Source organism: Allobosea caraganae, from assembly GCF_003351345.1.
GTDB lineage: Bacteria > Pseudomonadota > Alphaproteobacteria > Rhizobiales > Beijerinckiaceae > Allobosea > Allobosea caraganae.
This window is the reverse complement of record NZ_QQTO01000011.1, coordinates 16,536-42,756: the sequence shown is the minus strand read 5'-3', so window position 1 is coordinate 42,756 and position 26,221 is coordinate 16,536. Positions and strand designations below refer to the sequence as shown.

The window sequence follows — 26,221 nt, the reverse complement described above, 5'->3', positions numbered from 1 at the left end:
GGCCCTTTTCGCTTCCGGGTACCCAGAATCGACCGGCCAGGAGCGCCGGCGCCTGACCGTCAACCCGCTTCGACGAAGGTCTCCCGGCGCCGGCGCCGCAAGGCGGGCAGGACCATGATTGCGATGAGCAGGGCCGCGACGCCGAGCAGGGTCGCGCTGATCGGACGTTGGATGAAAATCCGCGGGTCGCCGAAGGAGAGCATCATGGCGCGTCGGAAGTTCTCCTCCATCAGCGGCCCGAGGACGAAGGCGAGCAGCAGCGGGGCGGGCTCGAAGCGCCATTTCAGCAGGACATAGCCCATCAGCCCGAAGACCAGCAGCATGACGACGTCGAACACCGCGTTGTTCAGCGTGTACACGCCGATGCAGCAGAAGATCAGGATCGCCGGATAGAACAGCCTGTAGGGAATGCTGAGCAGCTTCACCCAGACCGGCAGCATCGGCAGGTTGATCACCACCAGCATGAAATTGCCGATGATCATCGAGGCGATGACGCCCCAGAACAGGCCCGGATTGCTGGTCATCACCTGCGGGCCCGGCTGAACGCCGTGGATCATCATGGCGCCGGCCATCAGCGCGATGACGGCGTTGCCGGGAATGCCGAGCGTCAGCAGCGGCACGAATGAGGTCTGCGCCCCGGCATTGTTCGCGGCTTCCGGCGCGGCTACGCCCTCGATCGCGCCCTGCCCGAACTCGTGGCCGTTGGGAGACAGGCGCTTCTCCAGACTATAGGCGGCGAAGGAGCTCAGCATCGCGCCACCGCCCGGCAGCAGACCCAGCACGGAACCGAGCACGGAGCCACGCAAGGCCGGCTTCCAGGAGCGTCGGAAATCCTCGCGCGTCGGCCAGAGGTCGCTGAACTTCGTCTTGAGCGTCTCGCGCGGTTCCGGGGATTCGAGATTCCGGATCACCTCCGCCACTGCGAAGATGCCCATCGCCAGAGGCACGAAGTTGATGCCGTCGACCAGTTCCGGGATACCGAGCGAGAAGCGCATCGCGCCCGAATTGACGTCGGTGCCGACCATCGAGAGCAGCAGGCCCAGCGTGATCATGCCCAGCGCCTTGAGGACCGAGCCGCTGGCCAGCACGATCGCCGCGATCAGGCCGAGCACCATCAGTGAGAAATACTCGGTCGCGCCGAAGGCGAGCGCGATCTTGGCGAGCGGCGGCGCCAGCAGCACGATGAAGACGGTGGCGAAGATGCCCGCGAAGAGCGAGGCGAGCGCGGCGATGGCCAGCGCCGGGCCGGCCCGCCCCTTCCGCGCCATCTGGTAGCCGTCGAGGCAAGTGACGACCGAGGAGTTCTCGCCCGGCAGGTTCACCAGGATCGCCGTCGTCGAGCCGCCATATTGCGCGCCGTAGAAGATGCCGGCAAGCATGATGAGGGCCTGGAGCGGCTCCAGATAGAAGGTGATGGGCAGGAGCATCGCGATGGTTGCGACCGGCCCCACGCCAGGCAGCACGCCGATCAGCGTGCCGACCAGCGCGCCCACCAGGCAATAGAGGAGATTCATGGGCTGGGCGGCCAGCGCCAGCCCATGAAGGAAACCGTCGATCGTGCTCATTCGCGCCCCCAGCCCAAAGGCCAGACCGGAATCTGGAGGCTCAACCCTTTGACGAAGACGAGCACCGTGAAGAGCGCCAGGGCTCCCGCGAGCAGGACATTCTGGACGTGCCGCGACTGCGGCGTGGCGAAGCCCGACAGGATGACCGTGCCCACCACCGCGCCGACGAGCCCGATATATTCGAGCGAGACGGCGAAGAAGGCGACGGCGGCCAGAATGGTCACGACGGGCCGCCAGCGCCATGGTTCGAGCGGCTCGCCATCCCTGACAACCCCGATCGCGAGTACCGCCAGCCCGAGAACGAGCTGTATGACCGCCAGCAGGTTGGGAGTGTATCCGGGCCCCATCTGCGTGACCGAACCGGCCGGCAGAGCCCGCCCGATCCAGAGGAAGAGGAGGGCCGTGCCGATGAGGAACAGCCCCGACACGATCTCTGCCGGATTGCGCATGGGTAGCATCGCGGTCTCCTCTCCATGCTCGGGGATGGGCCCGGGAAGGCTCACTCGCGCCGCTGCTTCTTGCGCTTGATCAGGGCCTCGATCTCCGACAGCGGTGCGCCGCCCGCGATCGCCTCCTGGAGCTTCGCCTCGATCGGCTCGATATCGTCGGCCTGGTAGATGACGTCGTCGACCCGCGATTGCGGCAGCACGATCACGCCATCCTCGCTGGCGACGATGATGTCCTGCGGTCGCACCTGCGCTCCGGCGCAGAGCACGGGGACATCGAGCGCGATCGGCTCCATCTCGACGGGAATGCGCACCGCCGCACCGCGGCAATAGACCGGCATCGAGACGGCGGCGATGCCGACGGAATCGCGCACGGGCGAATCTGTGACCATGGCCGCGAGGCCATGCCGGCTGGCGAAGTTCGCCATGTTGTCGCCCATCAGGTTCTGCTGCGTGCCGCCGGTGCCGAACACGAGCACATCGCCCGGCTCGAGGCTTGCGATCGTCGCATACATCGTCTTGCCCCAGGCGCCTTCGCCGCGCTTGGGACCGAGCAGCAAGGTGCGGGCGCGGCCGACCGCGCGGCGCTGGCCACCGCCGATCGGGTGCAGGCCATCCATCCAGCCGTAGATGCCGAGCCGCGTCATGCTGTCGGACACGATGCCGGATTCGACCGCCTTCAGGCGTGCGAGTGCGCTTTCAGAAATCGACATGGAGATCATCCTTGAGAGGGCGGCAGGATCATTCCTGCCCGGCCCGCCGCGCGACGATCGAGCGGCGGGCGAGATGGGCTGAGAGGCCAGGGCGAGACCGCGGTCGGCGCCGCCCAGGCCTCCTCCTTCGTGACTAGATCCAGGGCGTGGTCTTCCAGACCTCGGCCAGTTCACGGTCGGAGCGTTGCAGGTACTCGCCGTATTGGGGGCTGTTCATGAAGACGAGCGGGAGGGCGATATCCGTCGCCTTCTTGATCAACTCCGGATCCTTCAGCGCCTGATCGACCGCCTTTTCGATCACGGCGATCTGCGCGGGGCTCATCCCCTTGGGGCCGACCAGCCCCCGGCCCGCGCCGCCCTCGATGGGGAAACCCTGCTCGGCATAGGTCGGCACGGTCGGCGCCATCGGGAAGCGCTCCTTGGTCAGGATGCCGATCATGCTGATCGTTCCATCCAGGGCGAAGCGCTGGCAGTCGCCAAGGGCGGAGGCGACGAGTTCGACATGGCCGCCGAGCAGCGCGGTGCGGGGCGCGGCACCGCCATCATAGGGGATGTGGTGAAGCTTGATGCCGGCTAAGGACTCGAAGCGCAGCAGGTCGAGATGCGTGTTGGAGCCGACGCCGGCGGAGCCGATCGTCACCTTGCCGGGGCGGGCCTTCGCCTCGGCCACGACATCCGCCAGCGTCTTGTACTTGCTGTCGGGACGGGTGGCGAGCACCGCCGGGTCGAACACCATGTTCGCGATGGGCGCGAAGCTGTCGACCGTGTAGCCCGCCTCGCGCTCATGCGGCTTCATCATCGTGTTCGGCACGTTCATGAAGCCGATCGTGTAGCCATCGGGCTTGGCCTTCGCCATCTGGGCCGCGCCGACCTGGCCGCCGGCGCCGGCCTTGTTGATGACCGCGATCGTGCCCTTCAGGTACTTCTCGATATACGGCACGATCATGCGCGCGCTGAGATCGGTGCCGCCACCAGGGGCGAAGGGCACGATCAGGTCGATCGGGCGCGACGGATAGGCTGCCTGGGCGAATGCGCTCGCGGGCGCTGCGCCCGCGGCGGCGGCCATCAGCGAAAACTGACGTCGATTGATCTTCATCTTGTTTCCTCCTCGATTTATTATTGTCTGCGCCGATTTTATCGATCGCATTTAGGGTAGAAGCCGGCGCGCACCCTCCACCACAAGGTCGTTGATCCAGGCGAACGTGATGAAGTCTTCTCGGATCGGCTTGCCGAGCGCCCGGACCTTCGCCGCGGCCGCCTCGACGGCGGCGGTGACTTCGGGATGCTTGGGATCGCCGGGATGGCCGAGCGACTGGCACAGGTCGAACATGCCGAAGCTGAGATAGTCCACGCCGGGCACGGCCGCGATGGCGGCGATGTTGTCGAGCCCCTTCGCCGTCTCGATCATCAGGCTGAGCGAGACGCCCGCGTTCGCCTGCTTCAGAAGAGACGGGATGTCCTTGTTGCCGACATGGGCGTAAGGGCGCCCGCCACCGAAGGAGCGCTGCCCGAGCGGCGCAAAATAGGTCGCCTCCGCGGCGATCCGGGCCTGCTCCTCGGTCTCGACATGCGGGACGATAATGCCCCTGACGCCGCGATCGAGGAATTGCGTGATCACCGGCGCGGTGCCGTCCGGCACGCGGGCGACCGGAGTAACGCCGAGGCGGTCGGCGACGATGCAGCAGGCTTCCACATCCGAGATGGTGAAGGCACCGTGTTCGCCATCGATGTAGATGTAATCGAGGCCGCCGGCCGCCAGGATTTCCATGGCGGCGAGGGCCGGATACGTGAAATGCACGCCCTTGATACGGCGCGTCTCTACGATGGCCTGCTTGAGGCTATTGCGGCTGATCAAAAATATCCTCCCATTCTTTTGCCAAGAACGGTACAGAGACCTCTCGCTAAAGGGAAATCGAATATTCCTTCCCGCGACATAGGATTTGTCTATAATGCGCTTCACGCTTGACCAACTCGCCACCTTCGACTGCATCGCGCGGCTCGGCTCGTTCAACGCGGCGGCGCGCCACATGAACCTGACGCAGCCGACCATCTCCCAGCGCGTCCGGGAGCTCGAGATGGCACTGGGCCATCCGCTGTTCGTGCGGCGCGGCCCGCGCACGCAGCTGACCACCGAGGGCGAGACGCTTCTCGGGCCGGCGCGCGACATGCTGGCAATGTCGCAGACCATTGCCAGCCGGTTCAGCAGCGCGACGCCGCTCAACGGCAGCCTGCGCTTCGGCTCGACGGATACCTTCGCCCATGTCTGTCTGGCCGAGATGATCGAGCGGGTCGAGGCGATCTATCCGGGCATCAGCATCGCGGCCTGCGTCGACAACAGCGCGATGATCAACCGCCTGCTGCAGGAGGGGCAGATCGACATCGCCGTGATCAGCCAGCCGGAATTCGGCAACGACATCGTCACGAGCGAGCTCGGATACAACGCCATGGCTTGGGTCGCCGGCTCGGGGCTTCGCCTGCCCGCAGGGCCGATCAGCGCCGGGACCCTGGCCGAGCAGCACCTGCTGCTGACGGCGCCGCCGTCGCGGCTGCATGCCACGGTGATGAATTGGTTCGCGGAGGCCGGCGTGACGCCACGCCGGATCAGCACCTGCAACAGCCTGTTCGTGATCGCCGACATGGTCGACCAGGGGCTCGCGGTCGGCGTCCTGCCGGTCAGCGCGGTGAGGCGGCAGATCGCGGCGCGCCGCGTCCGGGTCCTCGACGTCTCCCCCTCCCTGGGCGGCCACCGCGCCGCGCTGTGCTACCGGCGCGACAATCTCAGCCCCGGCCTGCAGGAGGTCGCTCAGATCGTCCGTGACCTGGTCGACAAGCATCAGCTCTTCATTCCCTGAGCGAGGGCGCGGTCACGAGGCGCTTGAGCTTCGCCACGGCGCTGTGCGGGCTCGTCAGCACCGGCTGCCTGAGCGCGGCGGAGACGGCCGCCTTTGCCCGCGCGGTGGAGAATTGGGCCAGCAGGACGACGTCGAACCCGGCGAAGCGGTCGGCTGCCTCGGCAAGAAGCCGGTCATGCTTCTCACCATCCCCGCTCCGCAGTGCCGCCATCGCCTCCGGGACGCAATGGCTCTCGAGGCGGGCATTGCCGCGGCCCATGCTCGCGGCCAGCGCCTCGAACTCCTCGGTCATCGATGGAACAGAGGGGCCGAAACTAGCGAGCATGCCGATGCGGTCACCCTGTGCCAGCGCCGCCTCGAACATCGCCTCGTTGGGCTTGAGCGCCGGCACCGGCGCGCGCTCGGTAAAGGCTGCGATCGCAGCTCCGAATGCGGAGCAGGTATAGAGCACGCCGTCCGCCTGCGCCCGCAGCGCGTAGTCGCCGAGATCGCCGATGCGACGATGCATCTCCGGCGAAAGCTCCTCCTCCTTGGCGCGGTCGACGCTGAGGCTGTCATCGACCAGGTTCATCACCGCGGCCTCCGGCCACAACTCCCGCATCGCGGCGTTGACCGGCTCGATCGCGACGGTCACGGCGTGGACGAGTGCGATGCGCAGCGTCATGGCTCCCCCTTCCGGTTCAGGTCAGACGACGGCCGAGGTGCCGCCATCGATGTTGATGGCGATGCCGGTGAGGTAGCTGGCGCGTTCGGAGGCCAGGAAGGCGATGACGTCGCCCGCCTCCTCGCCCTCGCCGACCCGACCGAGCGGCACGCCCCGCCGCTTGGCGTCCTCGGCATAGAGCGCGTCGAGATCGGAATTGCCCGGGGCCGTGCGAGCGAAGCGGCGCTCGTGCTGCCCACTCCTGATGAAGCCGATGCAGACCGTGTTGACCAGGATGTTGTCGGCGGCGAGATCTCGCGACAGGCCCTTGGTCATGGCGATGCCGGCGGCGCGCGCCACGCTGGTCGGCATGGTCGAGGCGCGCGGCGTGCGCCCGTCGATGCTGGTCACGTTGATGATCCGGCCGCCGCCCTGGCGCCGCATCTCCGGGATCGCGCCGCGGATGAGCTCGATCGCGGCCCAGACCTTGACGTTGAAGTCAGAATTCCAATCGTCCCGCGTCGCCGCCTCGAACGGCTTCGCCAGCGCGACGCCGGCATTGTTGACGAGGATGTCGAGCCTGCCGAAGGCCGAGAGCGCCGCCGCGACGATCTCTGCCGGAGCCGAGGCGCCGGTGATGTCGGCGGCATGGGCGATGACGCGCCCGCCTGTTGGCTGGGACAGCGCGGTCGCGGCCTCCGCCAGGACATCCTGACGCCGGCCGACGATCAGCACGTTGGCGCCTTCCCGGGCCAGGCGGGCCGCAGCCGCGCGGCCGACGCCCTCGGCCCCGCCAGTGACGATCGCGGCCTTGCCGCTGAGACCCAATTCCATCGCTCACTCCTGGGCAATTCGTTCTTGCGTTAGACGGCCACCGGCTGAGACCAGCCGCGCAGCCAATGGAGACCGTCCTCGGTCCGACGGCTCGGCACGTATTCGCAGCCGATCAGCCCGTCATAGTCGATCTCGGCTAGCGCCCGCCTGATGGCCGGAAAGTCCAGTTCTCCGGTCCCCGGCTCGTGGCGGCCGGGCCGGTCGGCAAAATGGACATGCGCGATAGCGCCGCCATTCGTGGCGATGAACGCCGCCGGATCGAGACCTTCGTTGGCTCCGTGGAAGACGTCGAACAGCAGCTTCACATTGCCGAGGCCGAGCGCGGCGATGGCGTCCAGCCCGCTCTGCGTCCGCGCCATCGCATAATCGGGCAGGGTGCCGGGGCCGATCGGCTCGATCAGCACGGTGAGGCCGCGCTTGGCCGCCTCGTCCGCGACGAAACCCATATTGTCGAGATAAGTCGGCCAGAGCGCGTCCAGCCCCGAGCCGGTGGGCAGGACGCCCGACATCGGGTGGACCAGGCGGCAGCCGATCTCCGCCGCATAGTCCAGTCCTGCGAGTGCGGCGTCGCGAAAGCGCGCCCTCGCCTCTGGCAGCGCCGCCAGCCCCTTCTCACCGCGTGCGGGGTCGCCCGCGGCCAGGCCCATTTGCGCGAAGGCGAGCCCGGCATCGGCCAGCAGGACGCGCATGCTGGCAGCCTCTATCTGCATCGGCGCGGGATGCTCGACCGCGACGAAGCCGGCCTCGGCTGCCGCCTTGACCCGATCCGCCAGCGGAAACTCGTTGAACAGATAGCCGATATGGGCGCTGAAGCGCGCGGCTGCGCGATACATCCTCAAGGCCTCCTCAGCCATCGTCGCGAAGACGGCGGAACTTCTTCAGCGAATTGAGCGGCTTGGGCAGAGGCTGCCCGGGGAACAGCGACGGCCAGGACGAGGCGGTGACCTCGCCGACATAGAGATCGCCGTGCGAATCCACCGCGAGCCCATGCGGCGAGGTGAATTGCGCAGCGCCGGTGCCCGGCCCGCCGACGGAGTCGAGTCGGCCGACCAGCTCGCCCTTCGAGAGGATGCTGATGCGCGGGCCGAGATTGGGCGTGTCGCGGTTCACAGCCATGTAGGGCGCGAGCTCGCCGACGAAGCAGAGCGGGCATGGGCTGGGCGTCAGCAGCATCGCGCTGGGGCGATGCATGTTGTTCCACTGGCCCTCGTACCGGCCGTTGCCGTCGAAGATCTGGATGCGATGGTTCTCGCGGTCGGCGACGTAGACATAGCCGTCGGCATCGCAGGCGATGTTGTGCGGCAGGTTGAACTGGCCCCGGTCGCAGCCCGGCCCGCCCCAGGACGTGAGGTAGCGGCCATCCGGCGCGTATTTATGCACCATCGCGTTGCCGTAGCCGTCGGAGACGTAGATCTCGCCGGAGGGCGACAGCGCGGTATGGGTGCAGCGGTTGAACGGCTTGCCGCTCATCGGCGTCGCCGGCTGGCCGGGATTGCCGATCTGGAGCTGCAGCTTGCCGTCGAGGCTGCATTTGCAGACCGTGTGGGTGCCCTCGTCGGTGCAGTAGATCGACTGGTCCGGGCCGATATGCAGGCCGTGCGGCCGCTTGAACAGGTCCTGCCCCCAGGAGGACAGGAAATTGCCCTCGCGGTCGAACACCACCATCGGATGGGCGCCGCGGTTGAAGACGTAGACCCGGTCGCGCTCGTCGACGGCAACGGCAGCCGTTTCGCCCAGTTCCCAGCCTTCGGGCAGCTTGGCCCAGTCTTCCACCGGCTCGTAGCGGTACTCGCCCGAACCCATCACGCCCGTCATGCTGCCGTCCCTGTCGTTTCGCAGCGGAGTTCAACAGCTCCGCACCCCATCGAATATCTCATACAATGAGATTTATATTTCATTGAACAGGACTATGCTGAAGCGTCTCCGCCCTGTCAATTTACCGCCACGCCTCGCTAGGCTTCGTCCTCGACGAACACCTCCTGGCGGCGTCGGGCGACCGCCGGGCGCGTGACCAGGACGAGAGCCGCGGCGGCGACGCAGAGCAGCGCCAGGCTGATCGGCCGCGTCACGAACACCGTCGGATCGCCGCGGGAAAGGGTCAGCGCCCGGCGCAGATGCTCCTCCAGCATCGGGCCGAGGATGAAGCCCAGCACGAAGGGCGCCGGCTCGCAGTCCAGCTTGATCAGCAGGTAGCCGAGCAGGCCGGCGGCCAGCAGGAGCAGGACCGCGAAGCTGCTATTCTCGACCGAATAGACGCCGATGCAGGAGAACACGACGATCGCCGGGAACAGGAAGCGATAGGGTATGCGCAGCAGCGAGACCCAGACGCCGACGAGCGGCAGGTTCAGGATCACCAGGAACGCATTGCCGATCCACATCGAGGCGATCAGCCCCCAGAAGAGTTCGGGGTTTCGCGTCACCACGTCCGGGCCCGGCACGATGCCCTGCATGATCATCGCGCCGATCATCAGCGCCATGATCACGTTGGAGGGGATGCCGAGCGCCAGCATCGGGATGAAGGATGTCTGCGCGCCGGCATTATTGGCGGATTCCGGCGCGGCGACGCCTTCGATCGCGCCCTTGCCGAACTCCGCGGCGTTGGGCGAGACGTTCTTCTCGACGTTATAGGCCACGAAGGAGGCCAGCAGCGCCCCACCGCCAGGCAGGACGCCAAGCAGCGAGCCGATGGCCGTACCCCTCAGGACGGGGGCGATGATGCGCTTCAGGTCATTTCGCGACGGCCAGAGATGCGAGACGGCCGTGACGCTCATCGGCTGCCGGTCACCGCCCTCGAGATTGCGCAGGATTTCGCCGATGCCGTAGAGCCCCGCCGCGATGGCGACGAAATCGATGCCGTCGAGCATTCCGACGATGCCGAAGGTGAAGCGCGGCGTGCCGCTGAACATGTCCGTGCCGGTCAAGCCCAGCAGCAGGCCGAGCACGATCATCGCCGTCGCCTTGAGGATCGAGCCCGAGGCCAGCGCGACCGAGGAGACGAGGCCGAGAACCATGAGCGAGAAGTATTCGGCCGGCCCGAAGCTCAGCGCCACCGCGGTGAGCGGGCCGGCCACGACCGCGATCAGGACCGTCGCCACCGTGCCGGCGAAGAACGAGCCGAGCGCCGCGGCGGCGAGCGCTGGGCCGGCCCTGCCGCGCCGCGCCATCTGGTAGCCGTCCAGCGCGGTGACCGCCGATGACGACTCGCCCGGGAGGTTGATCAGGATCGCAGTCGTCGACCCGCCATATTGCGAGCCGTAATAGATGCCCGCCAGCATGATCAGGGCCGGGGTGGGCTGCAGGCCGAAGGTCAGCGGCAGCAGCATGGCGCAGGTGGCCAGCGGGCCGATGCCCGGCAGGACGCCGACCACGGTCCCCAGCAGCACGCCGAGGAAGCAATAGAGGAGATTGGCCGGAAGGACGGCGACGCTGATGCCGAGGCTGAGATTGTCGAGGAGATCCATCGATTGCCCGTCCCACTAACCGCCGAATGGCGAGGCGAATAGCGGCACCGGCAGCCGCAGCAGGTACCCGAAGACGAGCGTGCAGAACGTGGCGACGACGAGGCCCGCAATGGCCGATTCGACGATGCGGAACCTGTCATTCGCCGCGCAAGCGAGCAGCGTCGTGATGAAGACGGTCGGGAACATTCCGATCTGCTCGAGGCAGAAATAGAAGAACAGGACGGCGACCGCGATGAAGGCGACCGCGCGCCAGGGCACGGCGCCGAAGGGGTTCTCCTGCGAGGTGAGGAAGGCGCGCACCAGGATGGCGAGGCCGAGCCCCGTCAGGATCAGCGCCATCAGCGCCGGGAAATAGCCCGGCCCCATGGCGAGCGCCCGGCCGATCGGCAGCGATGTCCACGCCATGCCGCCATAGAGCACGCCGACCCCTGTGAAGACCGCGCCGCAGGCCAGGTCCTTCGTGTTCGCCGACATCCTTCGTCCTCCCGACTGCCGCCCTTTGGGCATGCTCTTCTTCTCGTCACTTCTTTGCCGACGCGTCAGCTGGCGGGCACCTTCAGGAAATCGCGCAGGATCTGCGTGACCTCCTCCGGCCGCTCCTGCTGGACCCAGTGCCCGGCGCCCTCCAGCAGATGGCAGCCGACGAAATTGGTGCAGACGGTGTCGCGCATCCGCTCGAGATTGCCGGGCATCTGCAACACGGCCCAGTCGGCGTCGCCGGAGACGAACAGCGAGGGCTGCTCGACCTTGCGGCCGGCGAAGACCTGAAGGTCGGTCTGGCCGGCATTCTCGGTGCGGACGCGGTAGTTCTGCAGCCCGCCCTGGAAGCCGTTGCGCTCGTATTCCCCGCTGAAGACCCTGAGCTCGTCCTCCGTCAGCCAGGTGCAGGCGGCGATCTCGGCAGCCGAGGGCATTTCCTTGGCCGCCGTGGTCGCCATGGTCTCGGCTATGTCCATGACGTAGTAGGTCGGCAGCTTCGCCAGCTCGGACGCGGTCCAGCCGGAGAGGCGGAACGGCTTGTTCTGCTTCCAGTCGCCGCTCTTGTGGTGGAAATAGGCGCGCAGGAAATCATGCACGCCTTGCTCGCACTGGGTCATGTCGGTGTTGGCCGGCCGCGTCGTGTAATAGCGCTGGTAGTGCTTGCGCGGCCGCTCCAGCGCCGCGAGCTCGGCGTGGATCGGGTCGGGGCGCTGCGGCTTCGGGTTCCGGTCGGTATCGAAGGGGATGTCCGGGGGCCCGGCAAACGGCCCGCACATCAGCGCCATCCGGCGGAACACGTCGGGACGGATCGCAGCGCACCAGGCCGAGATGATGGCGCCGAAGTCATGGCCGACGATCGCCTCGGTCGAGCGGTAGCCCAGCGCCCAGAGCAGGCCCATCAGATCGCGGACCTGATTGACGATGCGCCAGGGCATCAGGTCGTCGTCGAAGCCGGGATTGGTGCCCGATGTCCGGCCATAGCCGCGCAGATCGGGCGCAATGACGTGATAGCCGGCCTCGGCCAGCGGCCCGAGGACCTTGCGCCAGGAATAGGCGAGCTCCGGAAAGCCGTGCACCAGTAGCACGCAGGGGCGGTTCGGCGTCTCGTAACCGGCCTCCAGGATGTGCATCACCATGCCGTTGATGTCCGGGATCAGGCGGGAGCGGACGCCGGCGGGCAGGATGTCTGATGCGAAAGGGCCTGGATGGCTCATTATGCGGAATTCCCGTGAGTGACTGCGCGGCGCGTCGATGCGGAGCCGCGGGCGAATGCCGGTGTCTCCGGCCTCCGCGGAGGGAAGCCGGAGACCTGCGCCTGGCGGGTGCTACTGGGACTTCGGAGCCGACTCGATCAGCGGCTTGAACCGCGCGTCGGCCTCGTCCCAGAACTTGTTGGCCCCGGCCGGATCGGTGAAGATCAGCGTGTTGCCGAGACCGGTCATCCGCTCCTTGAGGATGGGATCGTCGACCGCCTTCTTCAGCGAGACGGAGAGGCGCGCGATGATGTCGGGCGGTGTGCCGGCAGGAGCGGCGAGGCCGATATAGGAGCCCATCGGCGCGACGCCGGTGAAGCCGGCCTCAGTGACGGTCGGCACGTCCGGGATCTGCGGGTCGCGCGTATCGTTCATCAGGGCCAGCAGCCGGATGGCACCGGCATTCTTCTGGGCCAGGAGCTCGCCGATCGAGTTGAAGGTGACGTCGATCTGCCCGCCCAGCAGCGCGGCCAGCAATGGGCCCCCGCCCTGGTAGTGCACCGCGGTCATCTTGGTCTTGGTGCCCTGCTCGAAGGCCAGCAGGGCGAGATGGCCCGACGCCATGAAGCCGGTGGTGCCGCCGTTCAGCTTGCCCGCTTCGGCCCTGGCCGCAGCGACGAGGTCGGCCAGCGTCTTGTAGGGGCTCTTGGCCGAGACGACGATGGCGAAGGGCGCGCCGTAGTACATGCCGACCGGGACGAGGCTGTTGCGCTCGAACGGCGCCTTGCGCTGCGGGTCGAAATAGATGCTCTGCGCCGGCGGCATGATCAGCATCGCCAGCGTGTGGCCATCGGGCTTGGCGCCGGCGACGAAGCCGAAGCCGACCTGCATCGAGCCGCCGGGCTTGTTGACGACGACGACCGAGGTGCCGAGATCCTTTTCCATCAGCGGCGCGAGCAGGCGCGTCGCAGTATCGGTGCCGCCGCCGGCGGATGACGGGACGATCAGGCTGATCGGCTTTCCCTTCTGCGGGAATGATTGAGCTGCCGCTGCGGCAGCGAAGCTGATCGCGCCCGCAAGCGCGAGAAGGATGGCCTTCCTCATGTTTCCTCTCCCTGTTTTATCGTTGATGTCCCGGATGCTTCGGCGCGCCGGCAGTCAGGCCGGCGCCGCGCTTCGCATTCTCGTTTCGATGCGCCCTGCAGCTCTCAGGCTGCCGGCAGACGCCTCAGCTTCTTGAGCATGGTCGGGTTGGCCGGCAGATCCCGGCCGGGGAACAGCAGCGGCCAGGTGCTGCGCGTCACCTGCCCGACATAGATGTCGCCGCGCCCGTCGACCGCGAGCCCATGCGGTGAGGTGAACTGGCCAAGGCCGTTGCCCGGCCCATCGAGGCTGTCGACGCGGCCGACCAGCTTGCCCCGGTGCACGATGCTGATGCGCGGCCCGAGATTCGGGTTCTCGCGGTTATGGGCAAGATGAGGCGGCAGTTCGCCGAGGAAGAACAGCGGATCCTTGCGGCCCAGCATGTACATGCCGCCGGGGCGATGCAGGTTGTTCCACTGGGTCTCGTAGCGGCCGTCACCGTCGAAGATCTGGACCCGGTGGTTTTCCCGATCGACCACATAGACCCAGCCGTCGTCGTCGCAGGCGATCTTGTGGGGAAGGTTGAACTGTCCGGGATCGGAGCCCGAGCCGCCCCAGGACATCAGGTACTTGCCGTCCGGGCTGTATTTGTGGACCGCGGCATTGCCATAGCCGTCGGAGACATAGATATCGCCGCTCGGCGACAATGCCGTGTGCGTGCAGCGGTTGAACGGCTTGCCGCTCATTCGCGGCGCCGGCTGGTTCGGCACGCCGATGCGCAGCAGCACCTTGCCGTCCAGCGTGCATTTGGTGACGGTGTGGGTGCCTTCGTCGGTGCAGTAGATCGACTGATCCGGGCCGATATGCAGCCCGTGCGGCTTGAGGAAGAGATCTTCGCCCCAAGAGTCGAGGAAGTTGCCGTCGCGGTCGAAGACCATGAGCGGCCGGTCGCCGCGGTTGAACACATAGACGCGGTCGCAGTCGTCGATCGCGATCGAGGGCACCTCTCCCAGCGTCCAGCCGGCCGGCAGCTTTGCCCATTCCGCGAGCGGTTCGTAGCGATACGTGCCCGAGCCGAGCACGATTGTCTCATCAAGCGCTTCCATCTCCCTCCGTCCCGATTCTGGTTGTGAGCCGGCATAGCGCGCCAGCTCACTTCGATCGGCAAAATCTCACTGAGTGAGTTTTATATCTAACCAGATGAAAGATGGCATCTCTTGACGGAGGGGTCAAACGGCTTCTTCACTACGGGCACAACCCTGCGCGCTTGCGCCGCGGGACCTCGCCGTGAAAGCTAAGCTGTTGGTTATAAACGAGATTGGCGCCATCAACCGCGTGCTCCGGCTGGTCAGCCTGCTGTCGGACTATCCGCATCTGAACGCGAAGCAGGCGGCCGATCTGCTTGGCTGGCCAGTGAGCAGCACGCATCGCCTGCTGCGAAAGCTCGCCGATCTCGAATTCGCCCAGCAGACCGACAAGGGCAATTTCTCGGCCGGGATGGAGCTTTACCGCATCGTCGGTCGGCTCAGCGGCAAGATGCCCTTCGCCGAGATCGCCGAGCCCCTGCTCGCCGCGCTCACGGCGCAGTTCAACGAAACGTCGATGCTGACGATCCTCGAGCGCCGGCAGCTGCGGATGTACACGGCGCTGGCCGCCTCGCCGCAGGATCCGATGCGCTATGTCGTCGAGCTCAACCGGCGTGCGCCGCTCGTCTGGGGCGCCGCCGGCCGCGCCCTGCTGGCCCATCTCGGGCAGGACGAGATCGAGACGGCGATCACCACTTGCGACACGCCGAACATCCGGGGCGAGGTGCTCGACGAGGCGGAAATCCGCGGCGCCCTCGAGGAGACGGTGCGGAAGGGGTTCGCCATGACGCGCTCGCATCGGACGCTGAATTCGATCGGCGTCGCCGTGCCGTTCTTCGGCTCACAGGGCGATGTCATCGGCAGCGTCGGCTTCCAGATCCCGAGCTTCCGCTTCCGCGACGAGCAGACCGACGGCCTAGTGAAGGCGCTGACCCAGACCGCATCCATCATCGCGCAGCAAATCGGAGCCAAGCCAAGCTTCTAGATTTGCTGGTTGAAAGGTCTTCAGAGGCGGCGGCAAGCGAAGTGGCGGTCATGCGACCTACACCAGGTGACAGGCCACCCAGCGACGTTGGGCGACTTCGCGTAGCAGGGGCTCTTTCTCACGGCATTGCGGCTGCGCGAGCGGGCAGCGCGTGTGGAAGCGACAGCCCGGTGGTGGGTTCAGCGGGCTCGGTATTTCGCCGGCGATGATCTGTGGTTCGGGCGAGTCCGGGTCCGGAACCGGCACGGCCGCTATGAGCGCCTGCGTATAGGGGTGCAGCGGGTTGTGGGCGAGGTCCTCACTCGAGCAGATCTCGACCATCTTGCCGAGATAGAGCACGCCGCAGGTCTTGCTGACCTGCGCGACGACGGCGAGGTCGTGCGCGATCAGCAGATAGGTCAGGTTGAACTCGCGCTGGATGTCGCAGAGGAGGTTGAGGATCTGCGCGCGGATCGAGACGTCCAGCGCCGAGACCGGCTCGTCGAGCACGATGAATTTCGGGCGCAGCGCGAGGGCGCGGGCAATGGCGATCCGCTGGCGCTGTCCGCCGCTGAACTCGTGCGGATAGAGCTTCCCGCTGGCCGGGTTGAGGCCGACGATGTCGAGCAGTTCGCGCACGCGCCGATCGACCGTGTCGCGGGAAGGGGCCTCATGCACGATGAGCGGCTCGGCCAGCAACTCGCCGACGGTCATCCGCGGATTGAGCGAACTATAGGGATCCTGGAACACGGCCTGGGCGACGCGGCGGTAGCCGGCGATGCTGCCGCTGTCCAATCGCGCGATATCGGTGCCGGCAAAGCGGATCTCGCCGCTCGTCGGGCGTTCGAGCAGCAGGATCAGCTTCGAGACCGTGGTCTTGCCGCTGCCGGACTCCCCGACCAGGCCGAATGTCGTGCCTTCCTCGATCGAGAAGCTGATGCCGTCCAGCGCCTTGACCACACGGTCGGACGGGCGCCAGAACGCCCATCCCCCCGGGAGCGGGAAATGCTTGGTCAGGTTGGAGACTTGCAGCAGGTCGGTCATCGGCTCAACTGACTGGATTCAAGGGTGTCTTTTGCGGAAACCAGCACGCGGCACGATGCCCGTCCGCGGCGATATCGGTCATCGGCGGGAGCTCTTGCCTGCAGATGTCCTGCGCCTCCCTGCAGCGCGGGTGGAAGGGGCAGCCCGGCGGCATGTTCTGGAGATGCGGCGCCTGGCCCTCGATCTGGAACAGGCGCCCCCGGCTCGCGCCAAGGCGTGGCACCGAGTTCATCAGGCCGCGGGTATAGGGGTGGGCCGGTGACTTGTAGATCGCGCCCACGGCGCCGCTTTCGACGATGTGCCCTGCATACATCACGATCACGCGGCTGCAGAGCCGCGCCACGACGCCGAGATCATGGGTGATGTAGATGATCGACAGGTCCGTCTCGCTGCGCAGCTGCCGCAGCAATTGCAGGAACTGCGCCTGGGTGGTGACGTCGAGCGCCGTCATGGGCTCGTCGGCGATCATCAGCTTCGGCTGCGGCGCGATCGCGATGGCGGCGCTGACGCGCTGGCGCATGCCGCCGCTGAACTGATGCGGGTAGGAGCTGAAGAAGCGTTCGGGCGATGCGATCCTGACCCGCTGCAGCACTTCGACGACCTTGTCCTTGATGCTCCGCGGCGCCTCCCCCTTGCGGCGATGGAAGATGAAGGATTCCGCCACCTGGTTGCCGATGGTGAAGACGGGATTCAGCGAGGTCAGCGGGTCCTGCAGCATCATCGAGATGTCGCGCCCGCGGATGGCCCGCATCTCGCGCTCGCCCAGTCCGACGAGCTCCTTGCCTGCGAAGCGGATGCTGCCGGCGACGATGCGGCCGGATGGAGCAGGAACGAGCCCCATGATCGACAGGCTCGTCATGGTCTTGCCGCAGCCGGACTCGCCGACCAGCCCGACGATCTCGCCCTGGTGGACGCTGAACGAGATGCCGTCCACGGCTTTGACGACGCCGTTGCGCGTCTCGATATGCGTCTTGAGCCCGTCCACGACGAGGAGTGGCTCCGGTCGCCTGGTCGCCTGATCCTGCAAGCCGGCCTCTGAAGCTGAGTTCGCCACGTCAGACCTGCCGCCTCTTCGGGTCCCAGCGGTCGCGCATCCAGTCGCCCAGCAGGTTGATCGAGAGCACGGTCAGCATGATCGCTGCGCCGGGGAAGACCGAGATCCACCAGGCGGTGGCGATGTAGGTGCGGCCGTCGGCGAGCATCGAGCCCCAGGCCGGCGTCGGAGGCTGGACGCCGAGCCCGAGGAAGCTGAGCGTCGCCTCGAAGATGATGACCGCGCCGAACTCGACAGTCGCGAGGATGATGATGCTGTTCAGGATGTTGGGCAGGATATGCTTGAACAGGATGCGCCGGCTCGGGCAGCCTGCGACCTGCGCGAGTGCAACGAAGTCGCGTGCCCGCACGCTCAGGACCTCGGAGCGGGCCAGGCGCGCGTAGAAGGTCCAGTAGATGATCGTGATGACGATGATGACGGTGCCGAGCCCCGGCCCGATCGCGGCGGCGAGGATCAGGGCGAGCAGGATCGCGGGCACCGACATCTGGATGTCGACGATGCTCATGATGATGGAATCGGCCAGGCCGCCGAAATAGCCCGCGACCAGACCGAGGATCGTGCCGACGGTGCCGGCGATGCCGACGGCGAGGAAGCCGACGAGAAGCGAGACGCGCGCGCCGTAGAGCAGCCTGGTGAAGATGTCCCGGCCGAGATTGTCGGTGCCGAGGATATGTTCGCTGCTGCCGCCCTCGACCCAGAATGGCGGTGTCATCGAAGCGGAGAGGTCGAAGGAATCGAGGTCGTGCGGCGTGAGGTAGGGAGCGAACAGGGCTGCGATCACGACCACGGAGAGGATGACGAGCGAGGGCAGCGGCAGCCGGAAGAACGCTCGCAGCCGATACGAGCGCCGCACGGCCGATGCGTCCGCAATCGGGACCCTGGCATCACTCATGGCCTGCTCCATTGCGACAATGCGTGGCTCGGTTCAGCGCTCATCGGGCGTTGCGGATGCGGGGGTCGAGCACGCCGTAGAGCAGGTCGACGGTCAGGTTCGCGCCGACGAAGATCAGCGACATCATGAAGGTGCCGGCCTGCACCACCGCGTAGTCGCGGTTGAAGATCGCCTCGACGATCGTGCGCCCGACGCCGGGCCAGGCGAAGATCGTCTCGATGACGACCGAGCCGCTGAGCAGCGCCGCCCATTGCACGCCCATCAGGGTCAGGACTGGGAGCGCCGCGTTCCGCAGGCCATGCTTGTAGATCACATAGAACTCGGGCACGCCCTTCAGGCGCGCGAGCTTGATGTACTCGCTGTCGAGAACGTTCAGCATGGCCGAGCGCATCAGCCGGGTCTGGGCGGCGGCGGCGTACCAGCCGAGCGAGATCGCCGGCATGACCAGGTTGCTGAGGTCGCCGCGGCCATAGGAGGGCAGCCAGCGCAGGTCGACCGCGAAGATGCGGATCAGCATGAGCCCGACCCAGAAGGCCGGCATGGACTGGCCCAGAATGGCGAAGACGCGGCCGATGCGATCGATCCACGACCCTGGCCGCGCGGCCGATAGCGGCCCCACCGTGATGGCGATCAGGAAGGCGATCAACGCCGCCGCCGCCGCCAATTGCAGGGTTGCGGGCAGCCGGTCGACCACGACGGTCCAGGCCGGATCGTGCCAGCGCCAGGAGGTGCCGAAATCGCCCGTCACGGCCTTGGCGATGAAGAACAGGTATTGGAGGTAGAGCGGCTGATCGAGGCCGTATTCGTGCCGCACGCGCGCGAAATCCTCGGCGCCGGCATCAGGCGGCAGCAGGAAGCGCTCCATGTCGCCCGACATGCGCACGGCGATGAACGCGACGATGCTCACCCCGATGATCGCAAGCAGGCTGCGGCCCGTGCGTCGCAAGATCAGCTGATACACTCTACTCGCCCTCCCTATCGGCGTTTTTCTTGGCTTTGGCAGGTGGTGTGCAGAATTCCTCCGTTCGCTGCGCTTTTCCTTTCACCAGAATGAGCCCCGTCCGACGTGCTGGCCAGCGCGTCGGACGAAGGTCGGCGGGCAAGTCCACGCATTGCCCAGACGGGCTGGCACCTGAGCGCACGCCCCCCGCAGCGGAACGCGGCTTGAGCCTAGCGTGCCTTCCAGGCCGGCTTGCGCTTCTCCGCGAAGGCGCGCGGCCCCTCGTTGCCGTCCTCGGTCAGGCGCATCGCGGCCATGTAGTAGTCGCTCAGCTCGTGGACGCCCGCGGACGGCGCGTACAAGGTCTTCATCACATGCTTGCACTTCTGCACCGCGAGCGGAGCCATGTCGCAGACCTGTTCGGCCATTTTCGTGGCCTCGGCCAGGACCTGGCCGGGCGGCACGACCCGATTGACGAGACCCACCTCATAGGCGCGCTGAGCGGTGATGCGGGCGCCCATCAGGACGAGTTCGGCGGCGAGCGCGTAAGGCATGTATTGCGCGATCACCTCTGGCCCGCCGAGCTGGCCGATATTGACGTGTCCGTCGGCGATCCAGGCATTGTCGGCCATCACGCGCAGGTCGCAATGCATGAAGAAGGCGAGGCCGCCGCCGATGGCGAAGCCGTTGATCGCGCCGATCACCGGCTTCTGCAGGTCGAAATGCCAGATATGCCCGAATTGCTGGTAGGTCGGGCTCTTGGGATCGTAGCGCGGGACCTTCTCGCCGCGCTTCTGGTAGTGAGCGAGTTCCTTGACGTCGCGGCCGGCGCAGAACGCCTTGTCGCCGGCGCCGGTCAGGACCACCGCCCAGATGTTGTCGTCGGCGTTGATGTCCTGCCAGATCTTCAGCAGCTCGCCATGGCTCTGATCGTTATAGGAATTGTGCGCCTCGGGGCGGTTGAAGGTCACGAAGGCGATATGGTCTTTCTTTTCGTAGAGCACGACCGGAGAGGTCATCGGATACTTCCCTTTCTGCTGGCATTTGGACGCGCGTCACCGAGGCGCCGGCAGGGGCGCCGGCGCTACAGATCGTCTTGGGCATTCTGCGGTGGCGGCTATGCTGGTCTGAGGTTCTTCAATTCGACCGTGTTGCTGATCGCGGTCGGGGTGAATTGCAGGCTGTCTTTCATGGCGTAGGCCAGGACGACCCGGTAAAGGGTCACATAGCCGGCTTCGTCGTGCAGAATCTTCGCCGCCTTGCGGGCGAGCTGCTCGACTTCCTTCGGATCGATGGTCTTGTAGATCTGGTCGACCACCGCATCGTAGTCTTTGCTCTCGAACCACGAGTTCGGCATGCCGGAATAGCCGTAGTATTTGAGGCCGAAGGCAGAGTGGAACGTGCCGCCGACGAAGGTCAGGCCATAGCCGAAGGGGTAAAGCTCCGGCTGCTGGGTGCGATCACTACGCTTGAGCCAGATGCCGTATTCCTCGTTGACGACCTTTGTCCGGATGCCGACCGCCGTGAGATATTGGGCGACGACCTCGCCGACCTCCTTCGACATCGGCATGCGCTGGCCGACGAGCCCATAGAAGGTCGCATCCAGCCCGTTCGGATAGCCGGCCTCGGCCAGCAGTTCCTTGGCCTTCTTGGGATCGTAGGGGTAGGGCTTCAACTCGGGATCGTAGCCGATGTCTTCCGGGAACAGGATGGCGACCTTGTCGCCATTGCCGTTGAGCACCCGCTTGATCAACGTGTCCTTGTCGATGGCGTAATTCATCGCCAGCCGGACGCGGCGGTCGCGGTAGGGATTGGGGCCGGTCCCGCCGGGCACAGTCTCGCGGATGCAGTTGATCCGGATGTCGATCGTGTTGCTGCCCTTGTTGCGGATGACCCGGAAGCCGCCGGCGCTCTCGACATCCTTGATGAAGACGGGCGGGTAGTCGCAGACCATGTCGACTTCGCCGGTCTTCAGCACCGAGGCCAGCGTCACGGCCTCCGGAATCACCCGGAAGATCGCGCGCTTCGCCGCCGGCTTCGCCCCCCAGTAGTCGTCGAAGCGCTCGAGCTCCCAGAATTCCTTGATGGCCCGCCGAACGAACTTGTACGGCCCGGTCCCGACCGGGGCCTTCTCGAAGCCGGCATCGCCGACCTTGTCGTAATAGTCCTTCGACAGGATCCGCAGATTCATCTGATGGGCGAGGAAATTCAGGAAGGTCGGATCGATCCGGCTCAGGATGATCCTCACTGTGTAGTCGTCGACGAGCTCGATATCCTTCAGATGCTCCATCGTGACCTGGCGCGGCTGCACCTTGGGGTCGCGGTAGCGCTTGAAGCTGAAGACGACATCCTTGGCGGTGAAAGGCTCGCCGGTATGGAACTTGACGTTCCGGCGCAGCTTGAACTCGTAGGCGAGACCATCGCCGCTGACGCTCCACTCGGTCGCCAGAGCCGGGTTGAGCTTGTTGCTGGTGTCGAACTCGGTCAGGCCCTCATAGACGTTCGTGGTGAAATAGGTCGCGATGGCGCCGACGGCCTTGTGCGCGTCGAATGTCGGCGGTTCGTCGCCAACCGCGATGGTGACCTTCTCGATCTCCTTGCCGGCCGACTGGGCGAATGCCGGTGCCGACAAGGTCGGCGGCAAAAGGGCCGCGCCGCTTGCGAGCAAGGCCGACCGAAGAGCCTGCCGGCGGGTGAAAGCGGCGCCTATGACAGCATTAAGCTTGTCTTTGTTCACGTTTGACCTCCCGAAGAATTTTATCGTTGATGTATTGTTCTTGGTTTTGCCTCACGTCGTTGGTATTGGTTCGCTTGTCCTGGATTCGGCCCTCAGATGATCTTTTGCCGCCTGAGATCGGCGATGTCGTGCTCCCGCAATCCGAGAAGTGCGCTCAGCACCTCGTCCGTGTCCTGCCCGACTTTGGGCGCCGGCGTCGGCGTCGCTTCAGGCACCGCAGAGAACTTGAGCGGGTTGCCCGTCATCACGAGGTGACCATGAACGGGGTCATCGACTTCGACGATCATGTCGCGTGCCTTCATATGGGGGCAATCGAGCAGGTCGGCGGCGCTCTGGACCGGGCCGGCCGGCAGGTCGGCGGCGATGAAGGCATCGACCACCTCGCGGCGCGTCTTGTCCTTTCCCCATTCGGACAGCAGGGGCTCGATCACCGTATCGTATTGGGCCCCGCGTAGCCGGTCGGTGCTGAAGCGCGGATCCGAGCTCAGTTCGGGGCGGCCGACGAAGGTGCAGAAGCGCGCCCACATCGCGTCGCCGATCGTGGTCATGACGACGTAGCCATCCTTGACCTTGAAGGCGCCCCTGGGATTGCCGCGCAGCAGGTTGTTGCGATCCGGGAGCACGCCGGTGAGGTAGTTCTCGGTAATCGCGATCTGGGAGAAGCTTGCAAGGCAGTCGCACATCGCGATGTCGACATGCTGGCCAATTCCCGTGAGATCGCGCATGCGCAGGGCCATCAGAGTTCCCGACAGGGCAAAGACGGCCGGAACGAAATCGCCAAGGGAGAGGCCCGCCGCGAGCGGCGCCCCGCCGGGCTCACCCGTGATGTCCATCAGGCCGCTGGCGGCTTGCGCGACGATGTTGAAGGCGGGACGATCGGAATAGGGGCTCTTGAGAATGTCGTCGTGGCCGTAGCCGCTGATCGACGTATAGACGAGCCGCGGGTTGATCTCGCGCAGCACGTCGTAGCCCAGGCCCAGGCGCCTCATGGTCTGGGGCGTGAAGTTTTCGACCAGCACGTCGGCCGTCGCGACCATCTGCTTGAGCAGGTCCTTGCCCTTCTCGGTCCGCAGATCCAGCGTGATCGCCTTCTTGCTGCGATGAAGGAAGGCGACCGCGTCGGTGACTTGGCGACCGTCTTTCGCGACCAGCTTGTGGTGGCGGAACATCTCGCCCTGAAGCGGTTCGACCTTGATGACTTCCGCACCATTCAGCGCCATCAGCATCGTGCAGTATGGGCCGGCCAATACATGCGCCAAATCGAGAACTCGAACGCCTTCGAGGGGCTTGGTTACGAGTGGGCTGCTATCCGACATCAATGGAAAGATCCGCTTTGAGTTGGCGAAAACTTCCACCGATCGAGAAATTTGTCTATTCGGAGTTTCAGAATATAGTGATACAAAAAAGGAATTAGGGAATGGATACGCGCGCGCTCCGGTGTTTTCTGGCTGTCGCGGAGGAGTTGCATTTCGGCAGGGCGGCCGTGCGCCTCAACATGTCGCAACCGCCCGTGACCCAACAGATCAAGAAGCTGGAGGAACAGCTTCAGACCCGGCTTTTCGACCGCAACAAGCGCTTCGTCAGGCTGACTCTGGCCGGCGTTGCGTTGGTTGAAGAGGCAACGCGCCTTTTGGCGCAAATGGACGAGCTCGCCATCGTGGTGAAGCGGGCCGAGCGCGGCGAGGGCGGCAGGCTTCGAATAGGCTTTGCCACGACCGCGTTACTCGCAGGCGCCGGCGAGCTCTATCAGAGCATCCGCAAGACCCTGCCTTGCATCAATGAGACGTGGGTAGAGCTCTACTCCGCGGAGCAGGTCGATGCGCTGGAGCGCGACCAGATCGATATCGGCTTCGCACGCACGCCGCTCGAACATCACGGGCTCAGCTCCCACGTCATCGCCACGCATTCGCTTCTGCTCGCCCTGCCCGCAAGCCACGAGGCCGCCGAATGCGAAACCGTGGCGCTGTCGTCGATGTCGGCGGAGACCTTCGTGCTGTCCTCCCGCGGGCCGGGTTTCCATGACTCGGTGATTTCGATCTGCCAGTCAGCCGGGTTCAATCCGAAAATCAATTTTCGCGCACAGCACCTGTTCGCGATCCTGAACCTGGTCAGCGTCGGCGTGGGGATTGCGCTGGTGCCCGAATACATGGCGAAGCTGAACATCCCCGGCATCAGATTGAAGCGGATGAGCGATGTCAGCGCCGTGACCCACCTGTCGGTCATGTGGAATCCAGCCAATCGGTCGCCGATCGTCGCGCAGGTCGTGCGGCAAATGCAGGAAGTGGCTCCGTCCCGGCCTGAAGCGTAACTCAAGCCTGGGATTCGACCTCTGCAGTCGAGGCTAGATCGCCGTGCGTCCTATCGGACGCAATGTGACGATCTAGCCTTTTGTTATTGCATCGGATTTTTCCGAAAACCGGATTCCACTTTTCGGTCCGATGCTCTAATCGGGCCTCGCGTCGAGGCATTCCCCGTTTGGACATTGCTCCAGGCCCGCGACATTGCGCCGGTCTCCATCGGACAAGCTCGGCTTCGACGCTCTCCGCCTTGACGTGGGGCCGAGGGGCACAGGTGCGCCTTGCAAATCGAAATTGGAGGGCTTAAACTTGTTATAACAAGAAGACGATTTGGGAGGAATGATGCAGCGGCTTTCGCAGCTTGTCGTCGGCGTTCGGGCTCGTTTCCAATGAGCGCGATCATCGTTTTCCAGGATGTCGGGAAGGCTTTCGCGAACGGCGTCCAGGCCGTCAGCGGCATCAACCTGGCGGTCGAGGAAGGTGATTTCATCACCGTCGTCGGGCCGTCCGGCTGCGGCAAGTCGACGATCCTCAACATGACCGCCGGCCTGTTCCAGCCAAGCGCCGGCCAAGTGCTGTATCGCGGCCAGCCCGTGACCGGGATCAACTCCCGCACCGGGTACATGACCCAGGTCGACCATCTCCTGCCCTGGCGCACGGTGGCCGGCAACATCGCCGTGCCGCTCGAGATCGCTGGGCGCGGCAAGAAGGAGATCGCAGGCGAGGTCGAGCGCCTGCTCGCGCTCGTCGGGCTGGTCGGCTTCGGTGCCTCCTACCCAACCCAGCTCTCGGGCGGCATGCGCAAGCGCGCCGCGTTGGCGCGGCTTCTCGCCTACGACCCCGAGACGCTGCTGATGGATGAGCCCTTCGGCGCGCTCGACGCGCAGATGCGGCTGACCTTGCAGATCCAGCTCAAGAAGCTCTGCCGCTCGCTCGGCAAGACCGTGTTCTTCGTCACCCACGACATCGACGAGGCCGTGGCGCTCGGCGACAAATGCGTCGTCTTCACCTCCAGGCCCGGCACGATCCAGCAGGTCATCACGAGTTCGCTGCCGTCGGAACGCGACCTGATGACCCTGCGCTTCAACCCGGCCTATGCCGAGGAATGCGCGCAGCTCTGGCGCATCCTCGCGCCGGCGCTCGAAGCCCAGAACTCGCCGCAGGAGGCTTAGATGGTTCTCGTTCTCCAGCTCGCGCTCGCCGTCGTCCTGCTCACCGCCTGGCAGTTCCTGTCACCGGCGCTGGACATGGTGTTCTTCATCTCGACCCCGCAGGCCATCGCCGAGAGCTTCATCGGCTTGGCGCGCTCGGGCTCGCTGCTCTTCCATGCCGGCATCACCACGCTGGAGGCCGGGCTCGGCTTCCTGCTCGGCGGCGGTGCCGGCATGTTCGCGGGTGTCCTGCTCGGCCGCAACAAGCTGCTCTCGGATGTGCTCCAGCCATTCCTGACCGCCTTCTACAGCTTGCCCAAGGCGGCGCTCGGCCCGCTCTTCATCCTCTGGTTCGGCATCGGGCTGAACATGAAGATCCTGCTCGCGGCGACGATCGTCTTCTTCATCGTCTTCCTGAACACCTTCCGCGGCGTGCGCGAGGTCAGCCCGGAGCAGATCGCCATCCTGCGGCTGATGAACGCCAAGGAGCGTCATCTCCTGACCAAGGTCATCCTGCCCTCGGCCATCGTCTGGGTGTTTGCGGGCCTGCGCCTGTCGGTGCCCTACGCGCTGATCGGCGCGATCGTCGGCGAGATCATCGCCTCCAACCGCGGCCTCGGCTACCTGCTGTCCTATTCGGCCTCGCGCTTCGACACTGCCGGAACCTTCGCGGCATTGGGCGCAATCGTCATCCTCGCCCTGATCCTGAACAAGATCCTCGACATCAGCGAACGCCGCCTGATGCCGTGGCGCGTCTCCGACGCCGGCCGGGAGATCGTCGTCTAGC

At 65.7% G+C, this 26,221-nt stretch carries 26 protein-coding genes; 5 read left to right on the top strand and 21 right to left on the bottom strand.

Features of this window, described 5'->3' with window-relative positions:
- Positions 1-59: 59 nt before the first annotated feature.
- The 5 genes from DWF00_RS05105 to DWF00_RS05085 all read right to left on the bottom strand — a co-directional run bounded on the left by DWF00_RS05105 (position 60) and on the right by DWF00_RS05085 (position 4,714).
- On the bottom strand, positions 60-1,565 hold the full coding sequence (locus DWF00_RS05105; RefSeq protein WP_114831695.1) for a tripartite tricarboxylate transporter permease: 1,506 nt from the start codon (positions 1,563-1,565) through the stop codon (positions 60-62).
- Complete coding sequence (locus DWF00_RS05100) at positions 1,562-2,023, bottom strand: tripartite tricarboxylate transporter TctB family protein (protein WP_114831694.1); 462 nt, start codon at positions 2,021-2,023, stop codon at positions 1,562-1,564. The genes DWF00_RS05105 and DWF00_RS05100 overlap by 4 nt, the downstream gene beginning before the upstream one ends.
- A 41-nt stretch (positions 2,024-2,064) precedes the next feature.
- Positions 2,065-2,724 (bottom strand): RraA family protein, encoded by a 660-nt coding sequence (locus DWF00_RS05095; RefSeq protein ID WP_181832826.1) that lies wholly within the window; start codon positions 2,722-2,724, stop codon positions 2,065-2,067.
- 133 nt (positions 2,725-2,857) lie between these two features.
- Positions 2,858-3,820 (bottom strand): tripartite tricarboxylate transporter substrate binding protein, encoded by a 963-nt coding sequence (locus DWF00_RS05090; RefSeq protein WP_181832825.1) that lies wholly within the window; start codon positions 3,818-3,820, stop codon positions 2,858-2,860.
- A 51-nt stretch (positions 3,821-3,871) separates the two neighbouring features.
- Complete coding sequence (locus DWF00_RS05085; protein WP_181832824.1) at positions 3,872-4,714, bottom strand: HpcH/HpaI aldolase family protein; 843 nt, start codon at positions 4,712-4,714, stop codon at positions 3,872-3,874.
- On the opposite strand from DWF00_RS05085, the gene DWF00_RS05080 reads away from it, so the two are divergent.
- Positions 4,674-5,576 (top strand): LysR family transcriptional regulator, encoded by a 903-nt coding sequence (locus DWF00_RS05080; protein ID WP_114831690.1) that lies wholly within the window; start codon positions 4,674-4,676, stop codon positions 5,574-5,576. The two genes, DWF00_RS05085 and DWF00_RS05080, sit on opposite strands and share 41 nt — an antisense overlap.
- Here DWF00_RS05080 and DWF00_RS05075 read toward each other — a convergent pair.
- The 9 genes from DWF00_RS05075 to DWF00_RS05035 all read right to left on the bottom strand — a co-directional run bounded on the left by DWF00_RS05075 (position 5,566) and on the right by DWF00_RS05035 (position 14,376).
- On the bottom strand, positions 5,566-6,240 hold the full coding sequence (locus tag DWF00_RS05075) for an aspartate/glutamate racemase family protein (RefSeq protein ID WP_114831689.1): 675 nt from the start codon (positions 6,238-6,240) through the stop codon (positions 5,566-5,568). The genes DWF00_RS05080 and DWF00_RS05075 overlap by 11 nt on opposite strands.
- A gap of 21 nt (positions 6,241-6,261) precedes the next feature.
- Entirely contained in the window at positions 6,262-7,053 is a 792-nt protein-coding gene (locus DWF00_RS05070; protein ID WP_114831688.1) for an SDR family NAD(P)-dependent oxidoreductase, read from the bottom strand.
- A gap of 29 nt (positions 7,054-7,082) precedes the next feature.
- Positions 7,083-7,886 (bottom strand): hydroxypyruvate isomerase family protein, encoded by an 804-nt coding sequence (locus tag DWF00_RS05065; RefSeq protein WP_114831687.1) that lies wholly within the window; start codon positions 7,884-7,886, stop codon positions 7,083-7,085.
- Positions 7,887-7,899: 13 nt separating this feature from the next.
- A complete protein-coding gene (locus tag DWF00_RS05060) occupies positions 7,900-8,868 on the bottom strand; it encodes a peptidyl-alpha-hydroxyglycine alpha-amidating lyase family protein (RefSeq protein WP_114831686.1) in 969 nt (322 codons plus the stop codon).
- A 137-nt stretch (positions 8,869-9,005) separates the two neighbouring features.
- On the bottom strand, positions 9,006-10,514 hold the full coding sequence (locus DWF00_RS05055) for a tripartite tricarboxylate transporter permease (protein ID WP_114831685.1): 1,509 nt from the start codon (positions 10,512-10,514) through the stop codon (positions 9,006-9,008).
- Between the two features lie 15 nt (positions 10,515-10,529).
- Positions 10,530-10,988: a tripartite tricarboxylate transporter TctB family protein gene (locus DWF00_RS05050; RefSeq protein ID WP_181832823.1), complete on the bottom strand. Its 459-nt coding sequence runs from the start codon at positions 10,986-10,988 to the stop codon at positions 10,530-10,532.
- Between the two features lie 65 nt (positions 10,989-11,053).
- The gene (locus tag DWF00_RS05045; protein ID WP_114831683.1) at positions 11,054-12,208 is read right to left on the bottom strand and encodes an alpha/beta hydrolase; all 1,155 of its coding nucleotides are present in this window, start codon (positions 12,206-12,208) and stop codon (positions 11,054-11,056) included.
- Between the two features lie 111 nt (positions 12,209-12,319).
- A complete protein-coding gene (locus DWF00_RS05040; protein ID WP_114831682.1) occupies positions 12,320-13,291 on the bottom strand; it encodes a tripartite tricarboxylate transporter substrate binding protein in 972 nt (323 codons plus the stop codon).
- A gap of 104 nt (positions 13,292-13,395) precedes the next feature.
- Entirely contained in the window at positions 13,396-14,376 is a 981-nt protein-coding gene (locus DWF00_RS05035; RefSeq protein WP_114831681.1) for a peptidyl-alpha-hydroxyglycine alpha-amidating lyase family protein, read from the bottom strand.
- A 181-nt stretch (positions 14,377-14,557) separates the two neighbouring features.
- Between DWF00_RS05035 and DWF00_RS05030 the strand changes: the two genes are divergently transcribed.
- On the top strand, positions 14,558-15,340 hold the full coding sequence (locus DWF00_RS05030) for an IclR family transcriptional regulator (protein ID WP_114831680.1): 783 nt from the start codon (positions 14,558-14,560) through the stop codon (positions 15,338-15,340).
- 57 nt (positions 15,341-15,397) lie between these two features.
- Here the strand turns inward: DWF00_RS05030 and DWF00_RS05025 are convergent, their stop codons facing one another.
- From DWF00_RS05025 to DWF00_RS04995, 7 genes are all read right to left on the bottom strand, one after another.
- Positions 15,398-16,363, bottom strand: a complete 966-nt coding sequence (locus DWF00_RS05025) for an ABC transporter ATP-binding protein (protein WP_114831679.1) — start codon at positions 16,361-16,363, stop codon at positions 15,398-15,400.
- Between the two features lie 4 nt (positions 16,364-16,367).
- On the bottom strand, positions 16,368-17,348 hold the full coding sequence (locus DWF00_RS05020; protein WP_245973754.1) for an ABC transporter ATP-binding protein: 981 nt from the start codon (positions 17,346-17,348) through the stop codon (positions 16,368-16,370).
- 70 nt (positions 17,349-17,418) lie between these two features.
- Complete coding sequence (locus tag DWF00_RS05015; protein ID WP_114831761.1) at positions 17,419-18,309, bottom strand: ABC transporter permease; 891 nt, start codon at positions 18,307-18,309, stop codon at positions 17,419-17,421.
- Between the two features lie 40 nt (positions 18,310-18,349).
- The gene (locus tag DWF00_RS05010) at positions 18,350-19,270 is read right to left on the bottom strand and encodes an ABC transporter permease (protein WP_245973753.1); all 921 of its coding nucleotides are present in this window, start codon (positions 19,268-19,270) and stop codon (positions 18,350-18,352) included.
- A gap of 209 nt (positions 19,271-19,479) precedes the next feature.
- Positions 19,480-20,268 carry an enoyl-CoA hydratase/isomerase family protein gene (locus DWF00_RS05005; RefSeq protein WP_114831677.1) on the bottom strand — a complete coding sequence of 263 codons (789 nt, stop codon included), beginning with the start codon at positions 20,266-20,268 and terminating at the stop codon, positions 19,480-19,482.
- 98 nt (positions 20,269-20,366) lie between these two features.
- Positions 20,367-21,881 carry an ABC transporter substrate-binding protein gene (locus DWF00_RS05000; RefSeq protein WP_181832822.1) on the bottom strand — a complete coding sequence of 505 codons (1,515 nt, stop codon included), beginning with the start codon at positions 21,879-21,881 and terminating at the stop codon, positions 20,367-20,369.
- 197 nt (positions 21,882-22,078) lie between these two features.
- Positions 22,079-23,302: a CaiB/BaiF CoA transferase family protein gene (locus tag DWF00_RS04995; protein WP_114831675.1), complete on the bottom strand. Its 1,224-nt coding sequence runs from the start codon at positions 23,300-23,302 to the stop codon at positions 22,079-22,081.
- Positions 23,303-23,403: 101 nt separating this feature from the next.
- Between DWF00_RS04995 and DWF00_RS04990 the strand changes: the two genes are divergently transcribed.
- The 3 genes from DWF00_RS04990 (at position 23,404) to DWF00_RS04980 (ending at position 26,220) form a co-directional block, all read left to right on the top strand.
- Positions 23,404-24,294 carry a LysR substrate-binding domain-containing protein gene (locus DWF00_RS04990; RefSeq protein ID WP_114831674.1) on the top strand — a complete coding sequence of 297 codons (891 nt, stop codon included), beginning with the start codon at positions 23,404-23,406 and terminating at the stop codon, positions 24,292-24,294.
- 378 nt (positions 24,295-24,672) lie between these two features.
- The gene (locus DWF00_RS04985) at positions 24,673-25,455 is read left to right on the top strand and encodes an ABC transporter ATP-binding protein (RefSeq protein ID WP_114831673.1); all 783 of its coding nucleotides are present in this window, start codon (positions 24,673-24,675) and stop codon (positions 25,453-25,455) included.
- Positions 25,456-26,220: an ABC transporter permease gene (locus tag DWF00_RS04980; RefSeq protein ID WP_114831672.1), complete on the top strand. Its 765-nt coding sequence runs from the start codon at positions 25,456-25,458 to the stop codon at positions 26,218-26,220. It abuts the gene before it with no gap.
- The last annotated feature ends 1 nt before the right edge of the window (position 26,221 follow it).